General features: G+C 43.4%; 17 protein-coding genes. 14 read left to right on the top strand and 3 right to left on the bottom strand.

Annotated features, from left to right (window positions below):
• The first annotated feature begins 42 nt into the window (after positions 1 to 42).
• Positions 43 to 387 carry a hypothetical protein gene (locus tag LIN78_RS15420; RefSeq protein WP_227181755.1) on the top strand — a complete coding sequence of 115 codons (345 nt, stop codon included), beginning with the start codon at positions 43 to 45 and terminating at the stop codon, positions 385 to 387.
• A 147-nt stretch (positions 388 to 534) separates the two neighbouring features.
• On the top strand, positions 535 to 960 hold the full coding sequence (locus tag LIN78_RS15415) for a hypothetical protein (protein ID WP_227181754.1): 426 nt from the start codon (positions 535 to 537) through the stop codon (positions 958 to 960).
• 52 nt (positions 961 to 1,012) lie between these two features.
• Here LIN78_RS15415 and LIN78_RS15410 read toward each other — a convergent pair whose 3' ends face one another.
• Positions 1,013 to 1,717 (bottom strand): SDR family oxidoreductase, encoded by a 705-nt coding sequence (locus LIN78_RS15410; RefSeq protein ID WP_227181753.1) that lies wholly within the window; start codon positions 1,715 to 1,717, stop codon positions 1,013 to 1,015.
• A 126-nt stretch (positions 1,718 to 1,843) separates the two neighbouring features.
• On the opposite strand from LIN78_RS15410, the gene LIN78_RS15405 reads away from it, so the two are divergent.
• From LIN78_RS15405 to LIN78_RS15355, 11 genes are all read left to right on the top strand, one after another.
• Entirely contained in the window at positions 1,844 to 2,737 is an 894-nt protein-coding gene (locus LIN78_RS15405) for a LysR substrate-binding domain-containing protein (RefSeq protein ID WP_227181752.1), read from the top strand.
• A gap of 127 nt (positions 2,738 to 2,864) precedes the next feature.
• Positions 2,865 to 4,085, top strand: coding sequence for a zinc metallochaperone GTPase ZigA (gene zigA / locus LIN78_RS15400; RefSeq protein ID WP_227181751.1), 1,221 nt, complete (start codon positions 2,865 to 2,867; stop codon positions 4,083 to 4,085).
• Positions 4,086 to 4,139: 54 nt separating this feature from the next.
• Complete coding sequence (locus LIN78_RS15395; RefSeq protein ID WP_227181750.1) at positions 4,140 to 4,706, top strand: DUF2796 domain-containing protein; 567 nt, start codon at positions 4,140 to 4,142, stop codon at positions 4,704 to 4,706.
• Positions 4,707 to 4,721: 15 nt separating this feature from the next.
• Positions 4,722 to 5,426 carry an ABC transporter ATP-binding protein gene (locus LIN78_RS15390; RefSeq protein ID WP_227181749.1) on the top strand — a complete coding sequence of 235 codons (705 nt, stop codon included), beginning with the start codon at positions 4,722 to 4,724 and terminating at the stop codon, positions 5,424 to 5,426.
• Positions 5,413 to 6,669 (top strand): ABC transporter permease, encoded by a 1,257-nt coding sequence (locus LIN78_RS15385; protein ID WP_227181748.1) that lies wholly within the window; start codon positions 5,413 to 5,415, stop codon positions 6,667 to 6,669. The genes LIN78_RS15390 and LIN78_RS15385 overlap by 14 nt, the downstream gene beginning before the upstream one ends.
• Before the next feature lie 16 nt (positions 6,670 to 6,685).
• The gene (locus tag LIN78_RS15380) at positions 6,686 to 7,324 is read left to right on the top strand and encodes a DUF3299 domain-containing protein (protein ID WP_227181747.1); all 639 of its coding nucleotides are present in this window, start codon (positions 6,686 to 6,688) and stop codon (positions 7,322 to 7,324) included.
• A 267-nt stretch (positions 7,325 to 7,591) separates the two neighbouring features.
• Complete coding sequence (locus LIN78_RS15375; RefSeq protein WP_227181746.1) at positions 7,592 to 7,975, top strand: rhodanese-like domain-containing protein; 384 nt, start codon at positions 7,592 to 7,594, stop codon at positions 7,973 to 7,975.
• Between the two features lie 16 nt (positions 7,976 to 7,991).
• Positions 7,992 to 8,330 (top strand): carboxymuconolactone decarboxylase family protein, encoded by a 339-nt coding sequence (locus LIN78_RS15370; protein ID WP_227181745.1) that lies wholly within the window; start codon positions 7,992 to 7,994, stop codon positions 8,328 to 8,330.
• A gap of 50 nt (positions 8,331 to 8,380) precedes the next feature.
• Positions 8,381 to 8,680 (top strand): rhodanese-like domain-containing protein, encoded by a 300-nt coding sequence (locus LIN78_RS15365; RefSeq protein WP_227181744.1) that lies wholly within the window; start codon positions 8,381 to 8,383, stop codon positions 8,678 to 8,680.
• A gap of 127 nt (positions 8,681 to 8,807) precedes the next feature.
• A complete protein-coding gene (locus LIN78_RS15360; RefSeq protein WP_227181743.1) occupies positions 8,808 to 11,669 on the top strand; it encodes an ATP-binding protein in 2,862 nt (953 codons plus the stop codon).
• 4 nt (positions 11,670 to 11,673) lie between these two features.
• On the top strand, positions 11,674 to 13,770 hold the full coding sequence (locus LIN78_RS15355) for a GGDEF/EAL domain-containing response regulator (RefSeq protein WP_227181742.1): 2,097 nt from the start codon (positions 11,674 to 11,676) through the stop codon (positions 13,768 to 13,770).
• A 15-nt stretch (positions 13,771 to 13,785) separates the two neighbouring features.
• On the opposite strand, the gene LIN78_RS15350 is transcribed toward LIN78_RS15355, so the two are convergent.
• Entirely contained in the window at positions 13,786 to 14,808 is a 1,023-nt protein-coding gene (locus LIN78_RS15350; RefSeq protein WP_227181741.1) for a LacI family DNA-binding transcriptional regulator, read from the bottom strand.
• 123 nt (positions 14,809 to 14,931) lie between these two features.
• Between LIN78_RS15350 and LIN78_RS15345 the strand changes: the two genes are divergently transcribed.
• Entirely contained in the window at positions 14,932 to 16,092 is a 1,161-nt protein-coding gene (locus LIN78_RS15345) for a phytanoyl-CoA dioxygenase family protein (RefSeq protein WP_227181740.1), read from the top strand.
• 92 nt (positions 16,093 to 16,184) lie between these two features.
• Here the strand turns inward: LIN78_RS15345 and rarD are convergent, their stop codons facing one another.
• Complete coding sequence (gene rarD, locus LIN78_RS15340) at positions 16,185 to 17,102, bottom strand: EamA family transporter RarD (RefSeq protein WP_227181739.1); 918 nt, start codon at positions 17,100 to 17,102, stop codon at positions 16,185 to 16,187.
• Between the last annotated feature and the right edge of the window lie 42 nt (positions 17,103 to 17,144).

Here is a 17,144-nt window from a genome sequence, read left to right as displayed (position 1 = left end):
AATATGCGCCTTTGTTATACCTGTAATTGCATTAAAACTATTATGAATGACGCGCTCTTTTCCGTTACCACCCCGCAAGAAAACGTATTTATCACCTTCAATCAGTTCAACCGAGCCATCAGCTTTCGTATCGCATTAGAAACCTACCTAGCCGAACGCGAAAAACTACAAGATGTATTCGTCTACTTGCTAAAAGGTATGTCCACTCGTGTTCGCATGGTTAAACTCAAAAAACATCATCAGTACTATGTTTGCACTTCGCATTTGCAAAATGGCAAGCAGCTATCCACCTTTGTGCTTTGCCTAGAAGAAGGAATCTTGGAAAACTTCCAAGAAGATAGTGACGCGCAACAATTCATTGAAGACAAACAAAAAGACGCCGCCTAAGCCACAAAAAGGAGGTCACCCAAGGTGATTACCTCCTTTTTTATGCATTCATCAAAAAATTCGAAAGATATTTACAAGTTTTTCATACCTTATCGTCATAAAAGTGCTATAGAATCATCCATATTCTAATGGCATGCAGGTAAGGTCATGACCAAACTTGAGCAGCTTTTTACGATCATCCTAGCAATCGTCATTGCTAGTTTGGGGTTTCTATGTGGCCTTGTATTTTGGGGTTGGTTGTTATCCACCTTTACGGCGCTAGATAGCTTGCACCCGCAAACGAATTTACCCAATCTACTGTTCAGCGATACCGCAAAATGGCTAATGCTAAGCGCCTCTGCCGTAGCCACTTGGATATCTGCAATTTTTACAATTGTTCAATTTTCAAAAAGTAAGCCACATCAATTACCCTCTTTTTGGTGGTTAGGCTGTCTCATCGGCCTCTGGCCTGCCTACCTTCTGCCCATCCATAGCCTCCCTATTGCCCTCTCTGTCGCTCTCTATTGTTATAGCGTTTTATTTAGCAAACGTCCTTTTAATGAACTCCAAGCATCAACGAGTACGCGGTATTGAAAGTTACGTATCATCTTATCTACGCGCCCCTTCTAGTGAGCATGCAGCGCTATTAGATCGAATGCGTCACACCACCATCTACACGAATATTTTGTCCTGTCATGTAGGATGATTGGTTAGAGGCTAAGAATGCGACTACATTGGCAATCTCATCTGCGGTGCCGTATCTGCCCATTGGTACAGTCGCCCTTCTGGCGGCGGTTTCCGGTAGGCTATCAATCCAGCCTGGTAAAACGTTATTAATCCGGACATTATCTTTCGCAAAAGTATCTGCAAAAATTTTGCTATACGCGGCTAAGCCGGTTCGAAACACGGCTGAAGTCGGGAACATTTCGCTTGGTTCAAATGCCCAGGCAGTAGAAATATTTACAATAGAGCCAGATTGCTGTGCCTTCATAATGGGTGCAACTAGGCGAATCGTTCTTACCATTGGCAAGAAATACACTTCCATTCCTTTCACCCAATCTTCATCACTAATTTCTACTATGGGTGCACGTGGGCCGTGGCCGGCACTATTTACTAGCACGTCAATCCGCCCCCATTTTTTCATGGTTTCATCAATCAGCTTTTTTACGTCTGCATTGGATTGGTTCGATCCCGTTACACCAATGCCACCCAAAGACTCGGCCAATGCTTGCCCTTTGCCAGATGATGAAAGAATCGCCACCTGATAGCCTTCACTGGCTAGTTTCTTAGCGGCAGCAGCCCCCATACCACTACCACCCGCCGTAATCACCGCTACTTTTAATTCACTCATGATGTATTCCTTTTAAAAAGATGATTTCATCTGCATGGGAGAAATGTACGCACTTTCGGTTGTCGCGACTAACGATGTAAATTACACTACCCAATAGAATTTCTACTGTCTAAGCAAGCACACCCAATGCCTGATCTATCTAACAAACTGCCACCCTTAAATGCGCTACGTGCCTTTGAAGTTACGGCAAGGCGATTAAATTTTCGTTTAGCGGCAGAAGACATGTTTTTGACGCAAGGCGCAGTAGCTCAGCAAGTGAGGCATTTAGAAGAAACACTTGGGGTAAAATTATTTAACCGTTTACCAAGGGGTTTATCTTTAACAGAGATTGGTGCCACTTATTATGTAGAGATTCAAAAATCGCTCGAGATCATTGCGCTGGCAACAGAAAAACTGCAGAAAAAATCGAGCGAGATCACAATTAGTACAACGCCGTCTCTGGCCAGCAAGTGGCTCATTCCCCACCTTGCTAATTTTCAGCGAGCATTTCCTTATTTAGATTTAAAAATTGTCGCCACAGAAAAAGTTTCCTCATTCACACAAGGGGATGCAGACTTAGCCATACGCCTGACAAAGCCCCCTTTTGATAAGTCGATATCCGCTTCATTGCTGTTTCCGATGGATGTCTACATGGTGTGTAGCCCGCAGCACCAGCAAGCGCATTTTCACTCATTACAAGACTTAGCGAGTCAAGTGTTATTACATGATGCACATGATCTTTGGTCGCCATTTATTCAGTCCTTAGCGCTACCAATAGCTATCGATACCAGTAAAGGGTTGCGTTTTAACCAAACAGCCTTAGCGATAGATGCGGCGATTGCCGGCCAAGGCATTGCCCTGGCAAGCGATCCCTTAGTTGCGAACGATATTTCTCAGTGCAGATTAGTAAAGCCGTTTGACATCCACTTACAGCAAGCACTTGGCTATTACTTGGTCTTTCCAAAGGAAGATGCAGAAAAACCGCATCTGAAAGCGATAGCCAATTGGATAATGGCGGAAGCAAAACAGCACCCATTTTGAAAAATCTTGACGCAGTTAGCTACCAACATCCGTTCAACCAAGCTATATCTTTAACAATTTTTATTTGACCCACTATTTTGTTATGTTATAACATTTATACATTATTGATATATTATAACATTACAAAATGAACAAACTTCCAGTTACCGTACTCTCGGGCTTTCTAGGCGCAGGCAAAACCACGTTACTGAATCACATCCTCAATAACCGTGAAGGGAAACGGGTTGCCGTGATTGTTAACGATATGTCCGAAGTGAACATCGATGCCATGCTAGTACGTGATGGTGGCGCATCATTATCAAGATCGGATGAAAAACTGATCGAGATGAGTAATGGCTGTATCTGCTGTACATTGCGTGAAGATTTACTGATTGAAATTCGTCGTTTAGCAGAAGAACAGCGTTTTGATTATTTGCTCATCGAATCGACCGGCATATCGGAGCCCCTTCCTGTCGCGGAAACCTTTACCTTCAGAGATGAAGAAGGTAGAAGCCTGTCTGATTTAGCTAAATTAGACACGATGGTCACCGTTGTCGACGCAATGAATTTCTTAAGAGATTACGGGTCGACCGACCGATTAAGCGATCGCGGCGAAGTACTGGGCGAAGAAGATGAGCGTACTGTTGTCGATTTGCTGGTCGAGCAAATTGAATTTTGTGATGTACTAGTCTTAAACAAGACAGATTTGGTCTCTAAAGCAGATTTAGAACAACTTCAACAGATTGTTGCCTCATTAAACCCAAGAGCAAAAATTGTGCACTCTAGCTTTGGTAAAGTCGATTTGCACCATGTACTCAATACCGGTTTATTTGATTTTGACGCGGCGAGTGAGGCGCCGGGTTGGTTGGCTGAAATGCGTGGAGAACACCAGCCAGAAAGCGAAACTTATGGCATTCATAGTTTTGTTTACCGTGCACGTCGTCCATTTCACCCGCAACGCTTTTGGAATTGGATTCATGCGAGTTGGCCAGGTGTGGTGAGATCGAAGGGATATTTTTGGCTTGCATCTCGGAACGATATGGTAGGCCTTTGGTCACAAGCAGGGGCAGTGACTCGGCACCAACTAGTTGGACTATGGTGGGATGCGCTAGATAGAGCAGATTGGCCAGCTGACGAGGAAAGCCTAGCAATGATTGCCTCAAGATGGGAAGAACCGTTTGGCGATAGACAACAAGAGATAGTGATGATTGGTGTGGGTTTAGATCGTGACCATCTCATTGAGTCGTTTGATCAGTGCTTATTAACAGATGAAGAACTGAATTTATCCAAAGAAGAATGGGAATCCTTTGATGACCCCTTCCCGACTTGGGCGTGGCAAGAAGAATTAGATGACGAACCACAAGCCTAACTTGTACTTACTCACCTGATGATGCATCTACCCACTAACTTGATTGAATTGATTGTGAAAAAAATTTCCTCCTATTTTGGTATCTCTTTGTTTGCCATCGCAAACTATGCCTATGCAGCACCAGCGCATCAACACGGAAAAGCTAGCTTAGATATTGCGATTGAACACAACAAAGTACTTGTTTCACTGGAAAGCCCATTAGATAACTTGCTTGGTTTTGAACATGCGCCCAAGACGCCAGCAGAAATTCAATTAGCAAAAAAAATGGCAAGCACGCTCATGAGTAAAAATGGCGTCATCACGCTACCAACCGCTGCCAACTGTAAACTCAGTAAGGTAACACTGGAAAGTGCGGCCATTTCTGCTCAGTATCTGGGTGGCAAGATAGCGCCAGAAAAAGAGAACCCTTTTGCAGAATCAGATAACAAACCTGAAAATGGTCATGCCGATTTAGACGGTAGCTTTGAATTTACCTGCGCGAATATCCAAGCAATTTCAGAGATTCAGGTTTCACTATTTCAGCACTTCCCACATACGCAATCAGTTCAAGTTCAGTTAGTTAGCGGGAAACTTCAAAAAGCATTTACCCTAACCCCAAAGCAAAATAAGATTCACTTTTAATCACGTTATTTAGCCATGCATTGCATTTCCATTCGGGGCCTTACTTTTCAATGGCCGAAACAGCTAGCGCCATGCTTAGACATTCCAACCTTTCACCTGCAACAAGGTGAATCGGTTTTTTTGCATGGTGCTAGTGGATCGGGGAAAAGTACTTTTCTTGGCTTAATTGCAGGCTTGCAGCAAGTGAAGCATGGTGAGTTAACGGTAATGGGTAAATCCTTAAAGGAGATGCGAAACCATCAGCGAGATCAGTTTCGTGCAGACTATTTAGGGATTATTTTCCAGCAGTTTAATTTGATTCCCTATCTATCTGTGATAGACAACGTGTTATTAAGTTGTCAGTTTTCCAAGTTACGCAAGCAACAAGTCCTCTCAACCGGGCAATCGCTGTCTGAGGCGGCTACTACACTTTTACACGCACTAGACATTAGCGATATACACCTTTCCGTCAATCAACTTTCGGTAGGCCAACAACAACGCGTCGCCGCAGCCCGGGCATTAATGGGAAAACCAGCTTTAATTATTGCCGATGAACCCACCTCATCTTTAGATGCAGAAAGGCAAAATGCGTTTTTGCATCTTTTGAAGAATGCCTGCCAAGTTGCTGGAAGCGCCTTATTGTTTGTTAGTCATGATCTTCGGTTGGCAGACACATTTGATCGTACTATTTCTATGGCAGACATAAATCATGCGAAAAGAGAGATAAATGCATCTCTTTAAACTAGCATGGCAAAGTGCCCTCTACCGCCGCTATACACTGATCCTTACCTTACTCTCTGTGATGTTGAGTGTTTTCTTGGTGCTCGGTGTAGAAAAAATTCGGGAAAGTGCAGCGTCTAGCTTCGAGAATAGCCTCTCTGGTACCGATTTAATCGTAGGGGCAAGAGGAAGCGCCACCCAACTCCTACTGTATTCTGTGTTTCGCATTGGAGATGCGACGCAAAATATGGCTTGGGATAGTTACGAAAAACTCAGCCATCATCCAGCCGTTGCCTGGACTATTCCTATTTCACTAGGGGATTCTCATCACGGTTATCCAGTCTTAGCGACAAACAACAACTACATCGCACATTACCAATATGGGGATCATCAACCATTACATATTCAACAAGGTAAATGGCTAGCAGGTTTGTACGATGTGGTGATCGGATCTAGTGTCGCCAACGAATTAAATTACCGTGTTGGTCAGTCAATCGTATTAAGCCATGGCAGTGGTAGTGGGGTTAACCTGATTGCTCATCAAGATAAACCATTTCATGTTGTAGGCGTTTTAGCACCAACCGGAACTGCGGTAGACCGTACCTTACATATCGGCTTAGCAGCCATGGAGGCGATTCATTTAGATTGGCAAGCCGGCGTTCCAATCAAAGGGTTTCATATTCCAGCCAACTTAGTAGGCAAGTTTGATCTAACACCAAAGTCGATTACCGCCACCCTAGTAGGGCTAAATAACCGGATAGATGTCTTTAGGCTGCAAAGGCAAATCGACCAATATCAAAAGGATCCGCTTCAGGCGATAATCCCAGGCGTAGTCATCGATCAGCTATGGCAAATGCTGGGGTTTGTAGAGAAATCGCTCCGCCTATTATCTGGTTTAGTGTTTGCGGTTTCCCTCGCAGGCTTGGTGACGTTACTGCTGGCTAACTTAAACGAACGCAAAAAAGAGTTTGCCATTTTACGTGCAGTGGGTGCGAAACCCTATCAGCTGCTACTCATGATTTTGCTAGAAATGACGGTATTAATGGCGCTTGGCTTAATCGGTGGGACAGGACTATTACTCATATTTACTCAATGGTTATCACCATGGATTTTAACTAACTTTGGTTTAGATTTATCGCTCAGCACTTTCACGTTAAATGATCTAACGCAGTTAGCGTACTTATTGCTAGCCACTTTCATTGCAGGATTTATTCCCGCTATTCGTGCCTATCGCCTTTCACTAGCTGGCACCTTAACTAGTTAAATTTGGAATGTTATAGATGACGTTCAAACAAAGATTAAAACAGCCATTGGTCAAATCCCTTGCAGGCTTGGCAATCACTATCCTCAGCCTTCCTTTATTAGCGGAAACCAAAGCGGCGGCAAATTACCAACTCGGTGACAAAGTCGTTAAACAAAAAACAGACAAGCCAACATCCACCAGCTATCCGTTAATTAACTGGGAAGATCTCATCCCAAAATCTTGGGACCCAAGCAAAGCATTCAAAGGGGTAGATTTAAATAAACTAGACGATGGTGACCCAAAGGCCACTGCCCTACTAAATAAAATGCGAAGCGAATGGGATAACGCACCAACCAACCCTACAATGAATGGAAAAACCGGGCGAATCCCTGGTTTTGTAGTACCACTAGAAGCCACCAAAGGCGCGATTAAAGAGTTCTTGCTGGTCCCCTATTTTGGGGCTTGTATCCACTCGCCACCACCACCAGCGAATCAAATCATCCACGTTCTTTTAGCTAAACCACAAAAGGGGCTAAAAGTAATGGATGCCGTGTGGGTGAGCGGCACCTTAGCGACCATTAGAGCAAGTAATGAATCGTTAGATAGCAATATGGGGATGAGTCCATCTGCTTACCAAATCCAGGCAGTAAAAGTAGAGGCGTATAAAGGGATGTAAATTCCAAGCAATTCTCTAATCACTAACATAACAATGCTATCCATCCGCTTGTGGTATCAGTATCCGCAAGCGGATTTCTCTTTCTACACGTTCCAAAAGTCCCCATCTATCAAATCGTATCTGAAAACCTTCAAAAAAATACTTGCATAAAATAACTATATGGTTATATAGTTATTTTAAATAAACAACGATTGATAAAACATGATTGTGCTTAGCCACATTTCGACAATCTAGCCACTCACCATCAGCGAATACAAAGAGTAGAGAATGAAAACCGCACATGATCTCGTTTTAGCAGCAAAAGCCTGTATTGAAGAATGCAGCCCGACCTTTGCCAATCAGCTAATGAATCAATCTAAGCCGATTGTGATAGATGTCAGAGAACCAGATGAATATATGCAAGGGCACCTTCCCAGTGCATTACATATCCCACGTGGATTATTAGAGTTTAAGTTAGCTTCAGCCCCTATTTTAGATAACAGAGAGCAAGCCTTCTTGCTGTACTGCAAAACAGGCGGGCGAGCTGCATTAGCAACGAAAACAATGTTAGAAATGGGTTATCAACATGTGATTTCGATATCAGGTGGTTGGGAAGCTTGGCAAGCAGCGGCTTTGCCAACAGAAACGCCAAAACCATTAGCGTTTGAATAAAGCATCGAGGTGCAACATGGGACATTTTCAAGAAGTAGCAAACAAAATCACCAATAAAGTAAAAGATATTCGCGCTGCCGCACCAGAAACGATGCAGGGCTTTTATCAAATGAGTAATGCGGTGAATAAAGATGGCGCACTCTCCGCAAAAAGCAAAGAACTAATGGCCATGGCGATTGGGATTGCCAGCCGTTGCCAAGGCTGTTTGGCTTTTCATGCTAAAGCCTGTGTGAAATTAGGCGTTACGCGAGATGAATTTATGGAAATGCTACAAGTAGCTATCTATATGGGTGGTGGTCCATCTTTGATGACCGCGGCAGAAGCATTAGAAGCGTTTGATGAATTCAATCAGTAATATCTAAAAAGAGACTAACCATGTTGCAATGGCTAAAAAAGGTGATTCACATGCTCACACCACAACCGGTAGAAATCCCTGCTAATGCGCGTCTCATTGATGTGAGATCTGCAGGTGAATTTGCTAATGGCCACATAGAAGGGGCTATTAACTTGCCACTAGATTCGATTGCTAGCCAAATTAAAAAGGTATGTGACAAGATAGACGAACCGTTAGTTTTATATTGCCAATCTGGCATGCGATCCTCCTTAGCAAGGCAACAGCTCATGTCACAAGGCTACCAGCAGGTAGTAAATGGCGGAGGAGTTGGGTCATTAGCCTTACGCCTTCAGAAGCAAATCATTAGATAAACTCAAAACATCGATCTTATTGATAGTTTTCTGCTGTTATCACCATCCTCCTGTTGTTGTTTCCTATCCGAATTTCAAATTGCTGCCTAAGATGAAATGAGACCATCTTCCTTAGGCAGCAGTTTCAATGAAATTTGGCGATTTCTTTATTCGAATAAAGACGTTAGTGACACTAGGAAACACACTAGATGTATCTAAACGACTAGTGATTTTGCTAGTAACGGTGACGATCACCCTCGCTTCAGTTGCGATTGTTAACCTTGTCTATATGGATAAGGTATATCAGTTAACCAATGTCGCCAATAAAAATACCGTTCCCAGCCTACAAGTCTTAAACAACACCATTTTGCAGTTTATGAAATTGCGGATTCGTGTTTACCGATACCTAGTGAATACAGACCCTGAAGAATCGCCTAGAATCGAGAAAACCATTGTCACCGCAAAAAAGGACTTACTTGACTCTCTTAAAGAATATGACCCATTAATTAGTGATGCAGAAGATAAAAGAAGACATGAAGAAGTCCATCAACTACTGCTAAAAACCCTTCAAACCTTAGATAACGTAGTGACTTTATCTAAAGAAGGCTATAGCAATGAAGCTGCGCTGTTAATGTACGAGTCCACCCCATTTGCGATTCATACACAAGATGTCATTGAGCAACATATTGTTTACAACGCTCAACTGGGGAAAGCTTCTTCACAGAAAGCGGTAGAACTCACCAGTACCATCGAAAATATCACGATTATTTTCTCGATTGGTGCCATTTATATTGTGCTGATGTTAACGCTCCAGATCAGAAATAATATGGGCGCACGACAAACAGCGGCCATTGTCAATGCGTCTGATGATGCAATTATCGCGAAAACGTTAGATGGCATTGTTACAAGTTGGAACCCAGGTGCAGAACGTATCTTTGGATACTCTGCCAGTGAAATGATTGGCCATTCGATTTTGATTCTTTTTCCTGAAGATAGGAAATGCGAGGAAAAAGAAATCATGACCAAAATTCGAAATGGTGACCGGATTGAACACTTTGAAACTATTCGCCTTCGTAAAGATGGCACCCCTCTCACCATTTCGGTCACCATCTCACCGATTAAAAACGAGCTAGGCAAAGTAATTGGTGCCTCTAAAATTGCACGCGATATTACTAAAGCAAAAGAGGCGGAAGAAGAGCTTAAGCAAGCAAAACTAGAAGCCGAGAGAGCCAACCAGGCTAAATCAGAGTTTTTGGCGAACATGAGCCATGAAATCCGTACCCCGATGAATGCCATTATCGGAATGACACAACTCGTACTAGATAGCGACCTTACGCCCAAACAAGAAAATTACCTACAGAAAGCGGCCACCTCGTCGCGCGCCCTACTCCGCATCCTGAATGACATTCTAGACTATTCAAAAATTGAAGCGGGCCGTTTAGAAATTGAACAAGCCCCAATTAGCATTCGCAATATTATTCAGCAATCTGTCGATCTATTCACTACCGAGCTTGAAAAAAAATCGCTCAATTTAGAAGTTCAGGTAGACCCAAAAATGCCGAGCATTGTACTTGGCGATAGTTTACGTATTTCTCAAGTGATTAATAATTTAATCGGTAATGCAATTAAATTTACAGAGAGAGGCGGCATCTGGATTCAAGCTAGTGTACAAAGGAAAGACGCAAATGATTTAATCATTCGCTTTGCTGTAAAAGATACTGGAATAGGCTTATCTAAAGCGCAAGCTGACCAACTATTTAAACCATTTGTACAAGCAGATACCTCTGTCACCAGAAAATATGGCGGTACCGGTCTTGGCTTGGCCATTTGCCAGCAACTCGTACAACTTATGGGTGGGGATATTGCCGTTACCGCCATGCCAAGTGAAGGTGCTACCTTTACCTTCACCATCAAAGCCAAACCTTATTTAAGTAATGCAGTAGAACAAGAACAACCTTTAGCGATTGTTTATGAAGCAAGTAACTCTCAATCTACCGATAGTCAATCCTTTACGGGATACCGCGTGTTGCTCGCCGAAGATCAAGAGATAAATCAAGAAATTGCAGTATCTTTCCTTCACAAACTAGGGGTTAAAGTTAGCGTTGCGGAAAATGGATGGATTGCAGCCAAAAAAGCGTCTGAAACAAAATTTGACATCATCCTGATGGATTTACATATGCCAGTAATGGATGGTTTTCTTGCAACGAAAAAGATCCGCACTGAACTAGGTGCAGCCTGCCCCCCAATTGTTGCTATGTCTGCCGCGGTATTTGATGAAGATAAACGTTTATGCCTAGAGGCAGGCATGGTCGACTTTATTGCAAAACCGATTGAAATTGCAGAAATAAGAAAATGCTTTAGTCGGGTACTCATTGGCCAATCTGAATTATCAGACAACGAGACGCCCCATACAGAATCCATCTGGGCGATTAACGTTTTAGCAGACAAACTTGGCAATGATATGGCGCTATCCCAAAAGTTGGTCCATAACACGGTCGAACAATACAGCAATTTCTCATCGCAAATTGAGGACTTACTCAACGATCAAAAACTCCACGAAGCAGCGATGGCCTTACACACCCTAAGAGGCGTGTTGGATAATTTAGGCTTTACAACCCATAGAAAAGTTTGTTTACCAATCGAACAACTGCTAAAACAAAATCAGATACCCACCTTTGCACAAAGGGCGGCACTGCTCGGCACGCTAAATGATATTTTGATTCAATTGAATATGGTGAAAGCGATTGAGGAAGAGACGCCGGCGGGGTTTGGCGAAGATAATAATAATGCCTTCGTTGCCTTGCAGGAGGTAATCCCTGCGCTGAGGAATTATTTAGAGCAAGGTGAGGTCATTCCAGATGAAATTCACAATGTATTGTTAAGTATTCATAAAGCATTGCCAAACAATGTAGAAATCTACGAGCTACTAAACTGTATTGATGCATTTAACCATGAACAGGCATTAGCTACCCTAGAAACCATCTGTCAGCAACTTGGAGAAAAGGTTTAACTCCATGAAAAACCTAACAACAAATAAAGAACTAATCTTATTGGTAGACGATGTCCCGACCAATTTGCATGTGCTGGTTTCTACTTTAAAAGATCATTACCGTTTGAAAACAGCAACAAGTGGGGATGCGGCGCTTAAGTCGATCGCCCAAGAGAAACCTGATCTAATCTTGTTAGATGTCATGATGCCAGGCATGAGCGGGATCGATGTCATGCGGATCTTGCAACAATCTCAAGAAACACGAGGGATTGCTGTGATTTTTGTGAGTGCAGACACCACCGAACTAACCCAACTAACCGGGCTAGAACTAGGAGCGGATGATTATCTAACCAAACCCATTTCGACCACCGTTCTGAAAGTACGTGTCTCCAATTTATTAGAACGCAAACGTGCTGAAGCACAACTTCGATTAGCCGCTCAGGTATTTGAGTCGAGTGGTGAAGCAATCATGATTACCGATAAAAACAATTGTGTGATCGAAATTAACCAAGCTTTTACTAAGCTAACCGGTTACTCCATTGATGAGATCAAAGGGAAAGACCCCAAGTTTTTATCGGCGGGAAAGACGCATCCAGAAGTCTACATTGGCATGTGGCAAGAGCTAAAAGACAATGGCTTTTGGCAAGGCGAATTATGGGATGTCGATAAAAATGGGCGCGTCTACCCTAAATACTTAAGCATTTCTGTGGTTAAAAATGCGTACAACGACATTGATTTTTATATTGCCAGCTTTACCGATATTTCTGAGCGCAAAGAAGCCGAAGAGCACATTAACCGTTTAGCCAAACATGATAGCCTCACCGGCCTTCTTAACCGATTTAGTCTAATGGATGGGCTAGAGCAAACTATTTCAATTGCTAAACGCCAAAAGACCAAAATGGCGGTTATGTTTATCGATATGGATCGCTTTAAAATTATTAACGATACCTTTGGCCATGAAACCGGCGACGCATTACTTAAAGAAGTAGCCAACCGTATTCGTCGAAATGTAAGAGAAAGTGATTTGGTCTGCCGCTGGGGGGGAGATGAATTTATCATCGTGTTAAATGGAGTGGAGTCTGTTGCCGATGTCACGACCGTTGCAACCAAACTGCAAGTCAGCCTAGGTCAGAATGCCTATTACCATGGCACCACAGAGATGAACTCGTCTCCTAGTATTGGTATTACGATGTACCCAGACGATGGCATTGAAGCCAGCGAACTCATGCGAAATGCGGATGCGGCAATGTACCATGCCAAAAGCTCCGGACGGAATAACTTCCAGTTTTATTCCGGCGAAATGAACCGTGCGGCCTTAGAGCGGCTTCATTTAGAAAAAGAGATGCGTAGTGCGCAAGATTTAGGGCAATACCAACTCTACTTCCAACCTAAATATTCGGCCAAAGACTTAACACTAATTGGCTTCGAGGCGCTCATCCGCTGGCGCCACCCAACGCTTGGCATGGTGCCACCACTCAGCTTTATTCCAATTGCCGAAGAAAATGGCATGATCAGCCAAATAGGATTATGGGTATTAGAAGAAGCCTGTAAACAAGTGTATGAATGGAAAAAAACTTTCAACTACGCAATCCCGATTGCGATTAACTTATCGGCCTATCAGCTTCGCTCTACCACCTTATTGTCTGAAGTGAATGCGGTAATGCAGCGTTACGAATTATCGGTGAATGATTTGGAATTAGAAATTACCGAATCCGTGGCGATGCGAGACCCAAATGCGTGCATTGGGCAGCTCAACGCTTTACGCATTATGGGTGTACAACTGGCGATTGATGACTTTGGTACAGGTTATTCATCTCTCTCTTATTTGAAAGTGATGCCTGTTCACACGCTGAAGCTTGATAAATCCTTTGTGAATGACATCGGGCAAGATCAAAACGATGAAGTCATCTGTATTGCCGCTATTAATTTAGCCCACAGCCTAGGTTTAAAAGTAGTTGCTGAAGGTGTAGAAACCGTAGAGCAACAAACTTTCTTGGTTGAAAATGACTGCGATATTTTGCAAGGTTACCTGTTAGGGAAACCCGCCCCATCGGAAGAGGCAAAGCAATTTATCTTAGATGCGATAAAAGCAAACAAACTGAATTTGCCACTGGCTAAGTAAACTGTCTACCTTGCATTAATACAGATTAAACGGCGTAATCACTTGCGCACGGGAAAACGGAATGTTCGTTTTCGGGATGACTTTATGAAATTGCAAAATATGCTGAAAAGCCGCTCGCGCATCGGCTTGTAAGTCATGATCAATGATGGCGTGAATCTTTTCTTGTTGCAGCAGCTGACGATTGGCCTCATCCATATCATGGCCAATAAATACCGCTAATTGACGCTTTGCAGTTTCAAACCCGGCTAACACTCCTTGATTGCCACCACCCGCGCTATAAATAGCGACGAGTTCTGGATGTAGAAGAAGAGCATTGGCAACGAGCGAAGCGGTTTTATCATCTACCCCTAGCCCACCGCTAATATCAATCACCGTCAGCTGGGGTGCTCTGGCTCTTAACCAATGACGAAACCCCATTTCGCGCTCCTCTTCCCCTCTAAAACGTTGGCTACTTAAAATCACCCCAACTTTTGCTGCTTGTTTCGTTGGAAGCCAACTATTCATTAAGTACGCCGCTGTTTCGCCGGCAGAACGGTTATCCATGCCGACATAAGCAATACGCTGGCTTTTTGGTACATCGGTAACTAGCGTCACAACCGGGATATTTGCAAGCGCAATTTCATTGATACACCCTGTCATCATCGCGTCATCAGGGACTTTGGCAATCACACCTGCGGCCCCATTCGAGAGAGATTTATGCAGTTGTTTGGCTAATTGCGCTGAAGAAATATCTTCTTGAAAGAAGAAGCGTGGGCTAATACGAAAAGGGGCAAGACTAGCCACTTGCTCGACCATCGCTTTTTCTACCGCCGTAGAAAATCGCTTAGGTGCTTGCATGATGACATCAATGTAAAACGTGCGGCCAGAGGCCAAACTCACCCGACTTTGCGCTTCTAATTCTTCAATGGCCTGATGGACTCTGCGCTCTGTCTCGAAATGCACATTCCCTCGCCCATGCAACACCCGATCGACCGTCGCTTTACTTACCCCTGCTTGTGCAGAAATACGCTTGACCGAAAACTTTGGCAATGTCTCCATTTCATCCTCTAATGATTCTTATTTGATGTCATTTTGATTCTTTTTTGATTAATTAACAACCTCAAATATTGATAGGATGACCTCAAACAATAAATCAATGATTGAATTGAGGAGACAACACACATGAACACCGTTACTCAGTTTGCGGACAGCGCCAATCTGGATTTCGATGCGTTTCAGACGATCTGCGCACAAAAAACGCAGCTGGCAAACTACCCATTTGCCAAAGCCACTCAGAAAAATGTACTGATCTATGATGGGCATCAATTACGTGCACAACTAACAACGCAAAGGCGTGCCATTCTCAGTGAGCTTAACTACGCACTTTCAAATGGCCCTGGGGTGATAGTGATTCAAGCGGGGTTTGATCAGCTAGCTGAAGTGGATAAAGAGAGTGCTGTATTTGAAAAGATCTTAGAAGAAGAAAGTAAGCATGGTGTAGCCGCAGACCATTTTGCGAAAGCAGGTGCCAATGGCAGGATTTGGAATTCATTTCAAAAAGCAGCCGTTTTAGACCCATCCGCCTTTATCGATTATTACGCTAACCCCATGATTGATTTAGTTTGTGAAGCATGGCTAGGACCGTGGTATCAGATGACGGCGCAAGTCAATGTGGTGCGGCCAGGTGGTGAAGCACAACAACCGCATCGTGATTATCACCTTGGTTTTCAGGTGGTAGAAGACATTGCCAAGTTTCCGGTGCAGCTTCAAGTCATGTCACAACTGTTAACCCTGCAAGGTGCGGTCGCCCACACAGACATGCCTATTGAAAGCGGGCCAACCTTGTTACTCCCCTATTCTCAGCAATATGCGCTGGGCTATTTAGCTTGGAGAGATGAACGTTTTAAAGCGTATTTCCAACAGCATCATGTGCAATTGCCACTCAGTAAAGGGGATCTTATTTTCTTTAGCCCAGCGCTTTTCCATGCGGCAGGCAACAATACCACCCAGCACCTTCATCGAATGGCGAACCTATTACAAGTCTCTTCTGCTTTTGGAAAACCCATGGAAACCATTGATCATCAAGCGATGATGAAAGCGGTTTACCCAACTTTACTGGAGAAGGTCAGTAACAATGCCTTATCAGAAAGCCAATTAGCCATTGCAATTGCCATGTCGGCAGATGGCTACTCTTTCCCTAATAACTTAGACAAGTCTCCACCGGTTGGTGGTTTAGCTCCCCAAACAGGTCAGCAATTACTGGCAACAGCGTTGTCAGAAAAATGGGCTGAAGCAGAGTTTTTTCAAAAAGTTGATCTGCATTTCTTGGCAAAGAAAGCCTAAAGTTAGCCACTCCCCAAATGAAAAATCCCCATGAAAAAACATTTCATGGGGATTTAGTGTTAGACAGTCATCAGAAGTTATGGCTTACAAATCTACTTAGAAATGAGACTCTTAAAGCTATTTCTATAGCGGTAACCATTGGTTACTAACATGATGACAATCGCACTCCATATTGGTATGTATGTGCCGAGTGAATCACTCGTAAATGGTTCTTGCAGGTAAAACACCGCAAACATAAAGAGTAAAGCTGGCTCTACATAGCCAAGCATACCAACCAAGCCTAGCGGCAATAATCTTACCGCAACTAAATAGGAAACTAAGGCAATACTACTTAAGGCACCAAAGATAGGTAGCCACAACCATAAGTGGTGATAATGCTGGAACGTTTCCCACATATGCTGATTCATCAGCATATAAATAATCATCACAGGGAGCATCAGTGAAAGCTCAACGGCAAATGCCTCTATCCCATCTACCTTAAATTTCTTGCGGATAATAAAATAGGGAATATAAGCCTGCACTGTTAAGGTAACCCAAGAAAAAGCATGGGTTAGCCATAATTCATGCAAACAACCTAGCGAGGCTAAACCCACCGCAAACAGTTCGCCCGGGCCAACATGTTCTTTGTAGAGAACCTTTCCCACCAGTACCATAATGAGCGGGAGCAAAAAGTAGCCCATGGAAACATCGACTAATTTCCCCGCCTGCGGTGACCAGACAAAAATCCACAACTGATACCCAAGCAACAACGCATCGACCAATACAATCCCAAACAATTTGGGTTGCTGAATCAGTTGCTTGATGAATTGAACGAGCGCGTCCCAACGACCAGACAAGCGAATAAATAGCAGCACGCAAGGTAGCGTCCAGATAATCCGCCAGGCAAAGATTTCCATACCGTCTAATGGCTTTAGTCGCAGCGTACAGCCTGCAATCAGCATAAACACAACGGATGAAAAAACAGAAAGTCCCATTCCTTTCAGAATGGTGTGATGGGGATCATGCTTCATGTCTACTCTTGAAATTGGATGTTATTTTGAATGTAGACATTA

The sequence above is a fragment of the Leeia speluncae genome, assembly GCF_020564625.1.
Classification (GTDB): Bacteria; Pseudomonadota; Gammaproteobacteria; order Burkholderiales; family Leeiaceae; genus Leeia; species Leeia speluncae.
Note: the sequence above shows the minus strand (reverse complement) of the source record. Positions and strands in the feature narration are given on the sequence as shown.

What these genes read in the sequence shown, in the direction of transcription:
- LIN78_RS15415 (WP_227181754.1), top strand. Translation starts at nt 535, where the DNA reads ATGACCAAACTTGAGCAGCTTTTTACGATCATCCTAGCAATCGTCATT.
- LIN78_RS15375 (WP_227181746.1), top strand. Translation starts at nt 7,592, where the DNA reads ATGAAAACCGCACATGATCTCGTTTTAGCAGCAAAAGCCTGTATTGAA.
- LIN78_RS15380 (WP_227181747.1), top strand. Translation starts at nt 6,686, where the DNA reads ATGACGTTCAAACAAAGATTAAAACAGCCATTGGTCAAATCCCTTGCA.
- LIN78_RS15420 (WP_227181755.1), top strand. Translation starts at nt 43, where the DNA reads ATGAATGACGCGCTCTTTTCCGTTACCACCCCGCAAGAAAACGTATTT.
- zigA (WP_227181751.1), top strand. Translation starts at nt 2,865, where the DNA reads ATGAACAAACTTCCAGTTACCGTACTCTCGGGCTTTCTAGGCGCAGGC.
- LIN78_RS15365 (WP_227181744.1), top strand. Translation starts at nt 8,381, where the DNA reads ATGCTCACACCACAACCGGTAGAAATCCCTGCTAATGCGCGTCTCATT.
- LIN78_RS15345 (WP_227181740.1), top strand. Translation starts at nt 14,932, where the DNA reads ATGAACACCGTTACTCAGTTTGCGGACAGCGCCAATCTGGATTTCGAT.
- LIN78_RS15350 (WP_227181741.1), bottom strand. Translation starts at nt 14,808, where the DNA reads ATGGAGACATTGCCAAAGTTTTCGGTCAAGCGTATTTCTGCACAAGCA.
- rarD (WP_227181739.1), bottom strand. Translation starts at nt 17,102, where the DNA reads ATGAAGCATGATCCCCATCACACCATTCTGAAAGGAATGGGACTTTCT.
- LIN78_RS15385 (WP_227181748.1), top strand. Translation starts at nt 5,413, where the DNA reads ATGCATCTCTTTAAACTAGCATGGCAAAGTGCCCTCTACCGCCGCTAT.
- LIN78_RS15390 (WP_227181749.1), top strand. Translation starts at nt 4,722, where the DNA reads ATGCATTGCATTTCCATTCGGGGCCTTACTTTTCAATGGCCGAAACAG.
- LIN78_RS15355 (WP_227181742.1), top strand. Translation starts at nt 11,674, where the DNA reads ATGAAAAACCTAACAACAAATAAAGAACTAATCTTATTGGTAGACGAT.
- LIN78_RS15405 (WP_227181752.1), top strand. Translation starts at nt 1,844, where the DNA reads ATGCCTGATCTATCTAACAAACTGCCACCCTTAAATGCGCTACGTGCC.
- LIN78_RS15410 (WP_227181753.1), bottom strand. Translation starts at nt 1,717, where the DNA reads ATGAGTGAATTAAAAGTAGCGGTGATTACGGCGGGTGGTAGTGGTATG.
- LIN78_RS15370 (WP_227181745.1), top strand. Translation starts at nt 7,992, where the DNA reads ATGGGACATTTTCAAGAAGTAGCAAACAAAATCACCAATAAAGTAAAA.
- LIN78_RS15360 (WP_227181743.1), top strand. Translation starts at nt 8,808, where the DNA reads ATGAAATTTGGCGATTTCTTTATTCGAATAAAGACGTTAGTGACACTA.